7 protein-coding genes and 1 tRNA gene are annotated in these 11,800 nt (G+C 39.7%); 1 reads left to right on the plus strand and 7 read right to left on the minus strand.

Annotated features, from left to right (window positions below; translation table 11 throughout):
• Window positions 1–2: 2 nt before the first annotated feature.
• The 6 genes from J4856_RS11855 to J4856_RS11880 form a co-directional block, all read right to left on the minus strand.
• Window positions 3–1,739 carry a RagB/SusD family nutrient uptake outer membrane protein gene (locus J4856_RS11855; protein ID WP_025839260.1) on the minus strand — a complete coding sequence of 579 codons (1,737 nt, stop codon included), beginning with the start codon at window positions 1,737–1,739 and terminating at the stop codon, window positions 3–5.
• A 35-nt stretch (window positions 1,740–1,774) separates the two neighbouring features.
• Window positions 1,775–4,762, minus strand: a complete 2,988-nt coding sequence (locus J4856_RS11860; RefSeq protein ID WP_065367688.1) for a SusC/RagA family TonB-linked outer membrane protein — start codon at window positions 4,760–4,762, stop codon at window positions 1,775–1,777.
• 879 nt (window positions 4,763–5,641) lie between these two features.
• The gene (locus J4856_RS11865; RefSeq protein ID WP_025839262.1) at window positions 5,642–6,349 is read right to left on the minus strand and encodes a DUF4919 domain-containing protein; all 708 of its coding nucleotides are present in this window, start codon (window positions 6,347–6,349) and stop codon (window positions 5,642–5,644) included.
• A gap of 191 nt (window positions 6,350–6,540) precedes the next feature.
• Window positions 6,541–8,082 carry a YifB family Mg chelatase-like AAA ATPase gene (locus tag J4856_RS11870; RefSeq protein WP_065367687.1) on the minus strand — a complete coding sequence of 514 codons (1,542 nt, stop codon included), beginning with the start codon at window positions 8,080–8,082 and terminating at the stop codon, window positions 6,541–6,543.
• 11 nt (window positions 8,083–8,093) lie between these two features.
• Complete coding sequence (locus J4856_RS11875; RefSeq protein ID WP_065367686.1) at window positions 8,094–9,089, minus strand: DUF4369 domain-containing protein; 996 nt, start codon at window positions 9,087–9,089, stop codon at window positions 8,094–8,096.
• An 18-nt stretch (window positions 9,090–9,107) separates the two neighbouring features.
• Window positions 9,108–9,193, minus strand: a tRNA-Leu gene (locus J4856_RS11880).
• A gap of 769 nt (window positions 9,194–9,962) precedes the next feature.
• Between J4856_RS11880 and J4856_RS11885 the strand changes: the two genes are divergently transcribed.
• A complete protein-coding gene (locus J4856_RS11885; RefSeq protein ID WP_156766839.1) occupies window positions 9,963–10,136 on the plus strand; it encodes a hypothetical protein in 174 nt (57 codons plus the stop codon).
• A 181-nt stretch (window positions 10,137–10,317) separates the two neighbouring features.
• Here the strand turns inward: J4856_RS11885 and J4856_RS11890 are convergent, their stop codons facing one another.
• Window positions 10,318–11,784: a hypothetical protein gene (locus tag J4856_RS11890; protein ID WP_065367685.1), complete on the minus strand. Its 1,467-nt coding sequence runs from the start codon at window positions 11,782–11,784 to the stop codon at window positions 10,318–10,320.
• Window positions 11,785–11,800: the final 16 nt, after the last annotated feature.

Here is an 11,800-nt window from a genome sequence, read left to right on the forward strand (position 1 = left end):
CATTAGTAACCCAGATTCTGCTTCATTCCCTTATGAGCACCAATGATTTCTGGGTGGAATGGGAATATCTCGGTGTGCTTGTCAGCATCAGCTTCCTTGTCCCACCATGCATCCTGGAACTTGCCAAAGCGAATCAAGTCAACACGACGGCGACCTTCTGCGAAGAACTCACGGCCCCATTCTGCCAACATCTCTTTCATATCGAGACTTGCAGAACCCTCTGGAGCATAGAGAACTGTTGACCAGTCAGATGATGGATAGTTACGCTTACGAACCGTATTCAGCAGTTTTGCTGCCGTTGTAGCATCTCCACTGCGGAGCTTACACTCGGCAAGGCTATAGATAATCTCTGGCAAACGAATCTCGCAATAGTCTGCTTCAAGCTGCTGAGCCTTCTCGTTATCAGAGTAGAGTGGATATTTAGCAAACATCCAGCCAGAGTTATCATCACCATGCTTGATGCTACTTTCGCTTGTTGACAACCACTTACTACCGTCTGTTGCACCAAAGACACCTACTGCATCGCGGATATCAAGTACATAAGTTCCGTGGTGATCCTTTAGATACTGCTGGTTACCATCAGCATCAGTGTACTTAATTTTACCATAGATGAACATACCTTCACGACGACCATTACCAAGATTGGTATACATCTTCAAGCGAACATCAGATGGATACTTCTTGAACTGTGCGATAGGCATACCCAACTCGAAAGTATATTTCTCACCCTTAGGGTTATAACTTGGTGAAGCAGAGTACTTAATATTATGTGACCCCTCCTTGTTCTTTGTATCGTTCAGCCACTCATTTGCTTTAGATGGAACTGACCACCAGTACAAATCACCCTTATAGTGCCAGTGAGTTTCACCCGCAGAACCAGGGAATGCGAAGATAACTTCATCACAAGTCTCATTATCCCAGTCGAAAGCTGCATCCCAACGGTCCGCAACAGCGTATGTTCCATACGTACCATCTACGATTGCCTGAGCATATCTCTCGGCATCAGCAAAGTGGTCTTCGCCAACATAAACCTTAGCATTCATATACAGACGAACCAACAATGCAGCCGCACCAGCCTGTGTCCACTGCCCTTCTAACTTCTGATTACCACCCAAAGAAGTCTTCTTTGTCAACAACGGAAGCGCTTCTTTTAAGTCTTTCTCTATAAAATCAAAGATTTCCTTAGGCTGAACCTGCTCTTTAGAGTTCTTTGATTGGTCGTAGAAACTGGTAGATAAATAAACGTTACGGAAGGCATCTAAGAGGCGAAGATAGAACCAAGCACGCAATACATGGTTCTGTGCTTTCAAGTTATTGAACTCTTCCTCTGAGAAACCAAACTTTGAAGCAGTAAGGTTATTAAGGTCTTCAATTACCTTATTAGCCTGCCCAATGCCCTGATAACAGCCATTGAACTCAGACTGTGCTTCACCAGTCTTATTGTCCCACTTGTGTTGATGAAGGTCTGCCCAGCGTCCACCGTCATCCCACCAGTCCTCACGAGTAGGGGTAATCAGCTGGTCAGCAGTTTCTTCATTCAGTACCTGACGGCTCTGGATACTCCAGAATCCATGCTCAAACGGACGAAGTACCGCACGGATAACATCATCCTTTGTATTGTAATAGTTCTTTGAAGCAACCTGATCGTACAGTGTTTCCGTTAAGTCTGTACAGCTGGAAGTTGTCATCAATGCTGCTGGCATCATTAGCAAAGCAGCATATTTATATATCTTATTCATTGTTCTTTCAATGTCTAAAAAAGTTTTCTTATTATTTAGAAGTCAACCTGCAGACCCAGCATAAACTGTCGAGTTGATGGGTAGTAAGAGCGAGAACCTGTTGCACCTGGCTCAAGACCATTCACCTGATAGGTTGATGGGTCAATTCCAGAGAACTTAGTAATCGTAAAGAGGTTGGTTGCTGTCAAGTTGATACGAATTGCATCGATGTACTTCTTGTTCAGATTCAGTGTGTAACCGAGGCTAAAAGAAGACAGTTTCAGGTAGTCACCAGGCTCAAGGAAGTAGTCGCTAACAATTGGATTCTGTGTTACTGCGAGGTTCTTGCTATATGCCTTATCCATTACATTACCTTGGAAGTTCTTGATTCCATAGTAGAAGTCATGAATATTAAAGATATCGAAGCCAAGTGCTGTTTGGAAAAACAGTGTTGCATCGAAGTTCTTATAACGGAAACTGTGAGTCATTGAACCCGTGAACTTTGGCAAGCCATTACCCACATACTGACGATCTTCCTCGGTTGCGTTATCTGCCAAGATCTTATCACCATCCTTATCGTAGACAATCCAACGGCCCTGTGGGTCGATACCAGCATACTTCAACATATAGAAGTTACCAACACGCTTACCCTCTTCAAGGCGTTGCAAATAATGGAATGGATAAGGCTCCTGCGTACTTACACGGTCTTCATAGCTTCTTCCTTCATACTGTTCGTTGCTGAAACTCACAAACTTATTACCCATTGTAGAGCCAACCACATTCACAGTATAAGAGAAATCCTTTGTCTTAATAGCATTCCATGTAATATCAAACTCGAAACCATAGTTACGCATTGTACCTACGTTCACGAATGTTGTTGTAAACAAGTAAGGAGGAACTTGTACTGTATAATCACCAAGGAGGTCTTGCTGCTTACGGCTGTAATAGTTAAATGAACCATAGAGATTACCATTAAACAATGCCCAGTCAAGTCCGATATTCCAGTTCTTACCCTTCTCCCAATGGAGTTTTTTATTAGGATTCTTTCCAGGACCCCATACCTGATAAGACTTACCATTATACATATAGTAGCCGAAACCCTGCATTGTGTCAAGCGATTTATAGCTATCAAAGTTCTGGTTACCAGTAACACCATAGTCTGCACGAAGTTTTAGGTCGGTCAACCAACTCTTTGTTCCTGCCATAAATGCTTCGTCAGAGATGCGCCAACCAGCTGATACAGCAGGGAAGTTACCCCACTTATAATCCTCACCAAACTTTGTTGAACCCTCATGACGCAAAGAAGCAGTAACCATATAACGACTCTTCCAGTCATAGCTTATACGACCGAAGAAAGCTATCAGCTTATTACCATTCTTATAAGAACCCATACCCAACTCGTCCTTATCCTTCATGTAAGCACCCGTACCAAGGTTATTATCCTCTAAGGCATCATTAGGGAAGTCCTTGTTCTCAGCATTGAAGCCAGAGTACAATGCCTCTTGATAAGAGTAACCAAACATAGCCTTAATGTTGTGATTACCAAAAGAGTTGCTATAGTTATTAATCCACTCCAAACTTTGGAGAGACTCCTTTTTATAGTTCTGTGAAGCTTCACCATCACGACCTGCATTAATAGTACGGGTGTTGGTTGATGGGCTAAACCACTGGTTATAGTTATCATACTGATGGTCAGCGAATGTCAACTGTGTAGTCAACACCTGCTTTCCAGGATTAGTCAATAACAATGGGAAGAGATTCAACTTAACGGTACCATCCCAGTCAATCAACTTTGTTGTACCAGTATCTTTACGTCTCTTCTCCTGCTCTACTGGGTTCCATTCTGCAGGCTGTCCCTTGAAATTATAATACAATGTAGGGTTCTGTGGATCGAATACAGGAGTGGTAGGATTGGCTTCCATTGCGTTACGGAATACATCCCAAGTTGCATTCTTACGATAAGCAATACGAGGTGCAACATTTAAACCGAAAGTAATAAGACCACTCTTATTTGTATGATTCAAAGAGACACGTGCACCATACTCACGACGTCCAGAATATTTATCAATACCTTTTGCATCACGATAATCAACAGATGCACGGTAATTAGACTTAATATTACCACCACTGAAAGTCAGCGTGTGAACCGTACGTACACCTACTCGGCTTACTTCCTTCATCCAATCAGTTGCACCTCCAAGGTCGTAACCTGTACCAGATGCCAAGCGATTAGCACGATACTCTGCAGCATCAAGCATATCGAGGTCTTTCTTGATAACGTCGAAAGCTACTGTACCATTATAAGTTGTATGAAGATTACCGTCGCGCGATCCCTTCTTTGTTGTCACGAGGATAACACCATTAGAACCACGTGTACCATAGATAGCAGAAGCTGCACCATCCTTGAGGACGTCATAGCTTTCGATATCATTTGGGTTAATATTAGTAAGGTTACCACCTGGTACACCATCAATAACAATCAATGGACCCAAGCCTGCTGCGCGGGATGAGACACCACGAATCTGAATACTTGCCTGATTATTAGGGTCACCAGAGCCTGTATTGGTAATACTAACACCAGCGACCTTACCTTGAATCATCATTGATGGGTCTACACTTGCTACCTGTGTGAAGTTACGTGCTGATACGTGAGATACAGCTGAAGTCAACTCCTTCTTATCCATCGTACCGTAACCAACGACAACGACCTCATCAAGATTGGCAGCATCTTCCTGCAACTTGATTTTGAAATCGGTCTGATTATTCACAGGCAACTCCTGTGTCTTATAACCGATATAGGTCACACGAAGTCGCGATTTAGGACTTGCAACAGATAGCGTGAAGTTTCCATCGATATCTGTCACCACACCATTCTTGGTACCCTCCTCCATAATGGTTGCACCGATGACGGGCTCACCATGCGGGTCAGTTACCGAACCTTTTACATTGATTTTTTGAGCTGCTACGTTCAATGTGCAGATGAGTCCCACCAATACGGCAAGAACTTTGTGCCATGAACTGCTCTCAGTTTGCAATGGTTTCATGATTGTTAATTTGATTTATGTTTTTAAAATTATTCTTGTCTATGTAAGCAGAAACATCTTTTCTAAAAGATGTATGCAAAGATACACGAAAATAAGGCTTTATAATAGATAATAAAAGGATATGAGAAGAAATTACAAATACTCTTTACTGATTATCAAGAAGTTAGAACACGTAATATACAAATAAATACAATAACCATTATAAGCTTTAACAACAAGTATTAACATCTAAAAAACTTTAAGCGTCTAAGAAAAGAGTCCTTATCACGCTTTTCTACAGCAGTTTATACCTTGCATTAATCTGTTTAGAAATAAGCAAATAAGCTTTTGCTCTATATTAAAATATGACTTCAATAACCGTGAAATTTATCGATGAAATGGGCAATAATTGAAGTTTTATTGCTTTTTATATTATTGAACAGAAGAAAGTTGCTGTCACACATCCTAATCGACCTGTTTCTGCAAACAATAAGAAAACTGCAAGTCGCAAAACAACGCCTGCCAACTCAACAAAGAAGCAAACAATTACACCTAAGAAAAAGCCTCATCTGAAAATAAACAAGGATGGAATGATTGTGGTTGAATAAGCCATTCTTCAGCTCAGTAGGAATAGGTAGCGAGAAGTGAACGAAGAGCGAATAAATTGCTCTAAACTTTGACGTGAGAAGTATTCTTAAATGGGCGTAATACGCTTACAGATTCTAAAGAAAAGTTTTATTTCTGTTTGCTGTCACTTTTAACATTTCATGCACCTCACTAGAATATAACAAGTTACGCATCTATATAAATGACAGGAGTGACAGGAAACTTAATTATCCTTGAAACTTGGAACTTTAATATTTTTACTTTTCGAAGTGCTCTTTTACTTTTTCTTCTCGCTCATTCCTCCTTTTTCGGTTCCGACAAAGAATTCTCCATTTCAGTAATTCGGCTCACATCAAAATAGATATCAGGTGTAGGATAAGACGCATTTGTTTCACCTAAGACAAAATGGTCACTATTTCCTTCAACCATCTTATCATCGATTTTATGAATACCAAAGAAGAATTCCACAAGATTATACTCATCACCTTTCGATGTTACAGAGAAAGGATGTTCTTTGCTGCCATCACCAGTCATAAATAGGGTATCAAGGATACGCAATAAACGGACAGTATAAACCCGAAGACTATCAGTTACCATCTGTGCCGAATCCGGATCGACATAAGATTGGGTCCTTAAGTTATAAATCTTAGACACAATGGCATTTGTATTAAGTGGGTTGATAGCGAGAATTTTATCTGCGATGTCAGCTGCCTTACGAAATTGTCCTTTGTCACGTATCTGCTGCATCTCATGTTCCAAACTCAAATCACGTCCTTTAGTTAGGTAAGTATTTCCGTACACAATCAACATTTTGTCGTCTGCAGTCAGTGTCGTGTCAACATCGACATTTAATAAAGAATCTATTAATAGCTTTATATGTTGCGGATTAGTTTCCACCTCTGCCCTTATTTTATCCCAATTTACTGGCATCAAACCCGTACCAGTCTGTGCTATTACTGTCTGAACAAACAGCATTAATACAAAAGCAAATACCTGTCTCATGTGCTTTCTCATTTTTTTAATCGTTAATAGCATTTCTTTTCTTATTTATTAGTTTAGCGTATCTAAATGATTAGATGCGCAAAGATTTCTTTACAACTATCTTTTTATTTATCCTTCGAATACCAATACCTCCTTCACTTTTTCCCCTCATTCATGAGCCATTCCCTATTTCGAGTTGCATAGAACAAGTCTCATCGCTCTGCCCAATCACTTCTATCGAGGTTTCTGTACCCAATAGCTTCTGCAATATGTTGCACCTGCACATTCTCCGACTCATCCAAATCGGCAATGGAACGCGCCACCTTTAAGATTCTATTATAGGCGCGAGCCGAGAGCTTTAGCCGCTCCATCGCATCACGAAGTAACTTGATTGAAGCCTCATCAGGCTCAGCAAACTCATGAATCATACGCTCAGTCATCTGTGCATTACAATGAATATTACGATAACTGCAGAATCGGTCGGTCTGGATTGCACGTGCACGGATAACACGCTCACGGATGGCAGCACTCGGCTCGCCCGGTGTTGCTTGTGATATATCCTTGAAGGGGAGAGGAGCTATCTCACATTGAATATCGATTCTGTCCATCAGTGGACCAGAAATCTTCGCAAGATACTTCTGAATCTGCCCTGGCGTACAAACACAATGATGTGTAGGATCAGCAAAATAACCACACGGGCATGGGTTCATGCTTGCAACGAACATAAAGCTACAAGGGTAAGTAACCGTATATTTGGCACGTGAAATGGTTATCTGACGATCCTCCAAAGGCTGACGAAGCACCTCTAAGGTATGTTTATTAAACTCAGGTAGCTCGTCACAGAATAACACGCCATTATGTGCAAGCGTTATCTCACCCGGCATCGGATTAGCTCCACCACCCACGAGTGCAACCTCAGAAATCGTATGATGCGGACTTCGAAAAGGTCGCTGTGTAATCAATCCTGTGTCACGATGCAACTTTCCTGCGATAGAATGAATCTGAGTTGTTTCTAAACTCTCAGAAAGAGATAAGGGGGGAAGAATAGAAGGGAGACGCTTCGCCATCATACTCTTACCACTTCCGGGTGGTCCAACCATGATAAGATTGTGTCCACCAGCCGCTGCAACCTCTAACGCACGCTTCACATTCTCTTGTCCACGCACATCAGCAAAGTCAAGATCGAAAGCGTATTGATGCTCATAAAACTCCTTACGGGTATCTACGAAACAAGGTTCTGGTGAAGATGTTCCATTAAGGAAATCAATAACCTGCAGAATATTATCCATTCCATAGACCTCTAAGGTGTCAACAACAGCCGCCTCATGTTCATTAGCTTTCGGAACGATGATACCTTTGAACTTCTCTGCACGCGCCTTAATGGCAATGGGTAACACGCCTTTAACAGGCTGCAACGTCCCATCAAGGCTTAACTCTCCCACAAGCATAAACTCACGCAGATGATCACAGTTCATCTTCTCATTGGCAGCAAGGATAGCAATGGCCAGTGGGAGATCAAAACTGGAGCCTTCCTTTTTAAGGTCGGCTGGAGCAAGGTTGGCGGTGATATCGGCTACAGGAAATTTATAACCAGTATTAAGAAGAGCTGCAGCAATACGGTCATGGCTTTCCTTTACCGCCCCATCAGCAAGACCGGTAAGATGGAACAAAACGCCCCGTGTTATACTAACTTCAACTGTTACGGTGGTAACTTCCATTCCGTTGACAGCTGCACAGAATGTCTTTACAAGCACAATATTAGTTTTTAATCAGTACTATAACGCTGACGGATGGTATTAGCAGTGATATTTCTTTCCACAACTTTTCCGTTCCGAATGACGATATTATCTGGTATGGTATTAAGTCCAAAGGTTTTGAGCAAAGGAGTATTAAGAAGTTTTCCATCACAAACATTCGAAAACTCTATCTCGTCGCGCTCTAATGTTTGTTTTACTTCCTTAAGATTAGCATCAACACAGATACCCAACGCAGCTATCTTTCCTGCTTTCACAGCATCATTCAGCGCACGTTGAATATCAAGACTCTCATAACTCCATGCTGCCCAGGTATTGATAATAATGACATTCTTTCCTTGAAATGACGCATTATTAACCATCTTCCCATTGACATCCTTAACCGAAAACGTTGGTAGCTTACTACCTATTGGTAAAGAACCAAGTTCAGTTAATTGTCGTTGAAGACGTCCCAAGCTGGCATTATCAGGCTGTTCTTTTATCAATAGTGGTAAAAGTTTTGCAGCCTGTTTGTAGTCAGGAGCTTCCGTTTGAACAAGATAGTGATTGAGCAGATAGACACTTACAACAGACTCTGGATGGTCGTTGATAAATTGTATTGCATACTTGAGTTCCTCTGGAGGAGATACACTTGCTATCTGCTTACGAAACTTAGTCATCAACTTATTATCCTTTGTCCCATCCACTTCCATCTCTTTTAAGTGAGAAGCATCCGCTTTCACCTCAACCGCTTCACCAGGCTCGGCAAAGATAGGTTGCGTGGAATAATTTGGGAAGATAATAATCAATGTAGAAGGTTTATTACAAGGCTTCTCGTAAGAAAAGCGTCCTGCTTCAATCTTGATGGTATCCAAACCAGCAATACCACCATCAGGACTATAAACATAAAGTTCACCTTGATTCATGTGCAAGAAGCGTCCCTCCATCTTGAAGTAACCGCTACGGGTACCACAAGAAACTAACAGCAGGGAGAATAAAATTATGTATGCTATTCGCTTCATGCGCATAGAGATTTAAGAAAGAAGTGCCGCGAGCGGGACTCGAACCCGCACAGCCATTACTGGCCAAGGGATTTTAAGTCCCTCGTGTCTACCAATTCCACCATTGCGGCAAACCGCTTGCAAAGATAAGGCTAAATCTCCGAACTAACAAAATTTTTCATGCTTTTTTGAAGTTATTAGGTTGATTGGTATCGCTATTTAAGATTTTCTTCTACTTGACTTTATCAAAATACACCTATATAATATGTTACATTTGTTATGTCATAATTAGCTTTAGACAAAAATAACTCTGCGCACAAAGCTCATAAATCATGAGAGTATTCTATACTTATTCCTTGACTTACTTCTTGACCTTCGAACTATGGTAAGTCTTCCTAAATACGGATTGATATCGTTTAACATCTGATTATCAATAACTATTATGTGTTCTATTCTTTCATACCCCTTTATTTACTGAATATTAAGGAATATAAATGTGTAAAACAAAGACTACTCAAACAATACTTAGTTTACAAGAGCTACCCATATTACAAAGAACTTATATTTAAGGGTTTATAATACTTGTCTATCAATAGGTAGATAAAAAAATAAAATATCACTCCAATTTCTAAAAGCTCTAAAAGAGAGACTTGTGTGAATGCTCCGCACCACGTATATCTACCATCCTCATCACTCATGCAGGCCATACACTCTACATGTGCGGAGTATCTGCAAAAAACGACAAGGGGACTGATAAGAAATTGACCCCAAACATTATCTTAATCAAAAGATATAAAAATATTGGATAGGTTACAGATTATCCCATTTATTTTTATTAACTTTGCAACGAAATTACACCGAGGACCGGATGTAATTTAAATATTAATTAACAAGATAGGTATGAAAGTCAATAAGAAAAAATATTTGCAACCAAACACTACAGTGCTCTCTGTTGAGAATGTAGGCATGATTTGTAGTAGTGTTCAACCAAATCCAAGTAGTCCTATCCAAACAGATAATAATTACGGCAATGGCGGTGAGCATAATGGAGGTGGAGAAGGAAACGATTTATAATTACGAGTTATAAAGAAACAGAAATAACACAATAGAGATGTACTTATTTGGTACATCTCTATTGTGTTATATAGCATTTATAACCATGTTTAGTATAGAGCTTTTAAAACTAATAATAAAAAAATGAGCAAACTATGGGAAGTTTGCTCATTTTCTATTTCTTGTTTGTCTGTTTTATCTATTAGTACCTAATGAAAGCTCGGGTAGCTCCCCATTGATCAGTTTTATTTGCATCGTTAATTTGTGGCCAATCGAGCTTTTTAGTAATCTTTGTACGAATCATTATAGTATAAGATTTTCCGTGTGTATCGGCTGTCCAATAGAAACCAGCAGCAGGACTTCCACCAGCTTGTAAGAATAAAATTTGTACAAGTTGATATTGTAAATCACTTGAATACCATACTTCGTCATTTTTTTCTTTTTTACCTATAATAGATTCAAAGCCAAATGTTCTATAAGCATCGTCCCATTCTCCCCAACTTGGTAAATACCATTTAGCACCTGCAATACTACCTGTCAAATTTACACCTGGAGAATAGTGTGCTGCAGCATAAAAAGCATCAAAGTTTGGATTATTAGCCTTTACTTTTCCTCCTGATGGATTAGCCCAAGTTGTATTTGATTCATATGTAGTTTCATAGCCATCATATTTTGGAGTTTGGGTATTTATATTATATAAATATGTCGCATTATTGGAATTATTTCTTGACCAAGGACCAAGATACCAACTACCATCTCCTCCTTTTTCAGGATATTTCGCATCATTCAAAGCAATTGCAAATTTATGACCATTATGTGTACCAACATATAATGCTATTGGTGTGCGATTTCCTTTATTTCCCATTGTTCCTTCCGTACCATCGCTGAAAAGATAGGTAGCAGTATAATAAACTGTGGTTGAAACTATATATTCATAACCGCTTTTTAGTCCACCTGTAATAGGTTTACTTATTTTTAGCGATTTACCTGCAATTGATTTTTTGTATATAGTACCAGCAATACCAGTCTTAAATTGGAATTTCAACTTTGTAATATCAGTTCCTGGCAAGAAAAACATTGCATTATTGCTTAAAATATAAGAATTATCACCATCAACTACATTTCCAGTAAAGCTAACAAAGTCGTTTGTTTGTCCAGCAGCACTATTATTTGTAGGTGTTATTGTACCATTTGTTGCATTAAGTGTCATAGTTGAAGGGATAGAATTGGCATCATATACAAAATGTCCATTAGTTGGACCTTCAAATGGAGTCTGTTCTGTATATGGCATCCCGTTTGCTGTTTTAGAAGCTCTATCAAACTTAGCTGAAAAAGCTTTAACCTTAAATTTTACTTTCGCAAAGTATGGTTTAAGAGTAAATGTAAGTTTTGTTTTAAGCTGATTATTAATTGTTACATTATCCTCATACAAATAAGGTTCATTCTCACCATTCTTAAGTTTAGCTACGTAATTACCATTTTCTAACTCGAAATCTTGGTTCTTAAAGACATAGAATTTATAACTACCTGGTGCAAGATATTTCTCTGGATTAGAGCCATCTTTCATTGTGTAGGTGCCGCTTGATGTATAGTTTATCTCCCATTTTTGCTTCAATTCAGTACCTTGATATGCAAGTATAGTATAATCTCCTGCAGGAGCTTGACCCACAGCACGCGTTTTTGCA

This window comes from Prevotella scopos JCM 17725, from assembly GCF_018127785.1.
Taxonomy (GTDB): domain Bacteria; phylum Bacteroidota; class Bacteroidia; order Bacteroidales; family Bacteroidaceae; genus Prevotella; species Prevotella scopos.

What these genes read in the sequence shown, in the direction of transcription:
- J4856_RS11860 (WP_065367688.1), bottom strand. Translation starts at nt 4,762, where the DNA reads ATGAAACCATTGCAAACTGAGAGCAGTTCATGGCACAAAGTTCTTGCC.
- J4856_RS11855 (WP_025839260.1), bottom strand. Translation starts at nt 1,739, where the DNA reads ATGAATAAGATATATAAATATGCTGCTTTGCTAATGATGCCAGCAGCA.
- J4856_RS11875 (WP_065367686.1), bottom strand. Translation starts at nt 9,089, where the DNA reads ATGCGCATGAAGCGAATAGCATACATAATTTTATTCTCCCTGCTGTTA.
- J4856_RS11885 (WP_156766839.1), top strand. Translation starts at nt 9,963, where the DNA reads ATGAAAGTCAATAAGAAAAAATATTTGCAACCAAACACTACAGTGCTC.
- J4856_RS11865 (WP_025839262.1), bottom strand. Translation starts at nt 6,349, where the DNA reads ATGAGACAGGTATTTGCTTTTGTATTAATGCTGTTTGTTCAGACAGTA.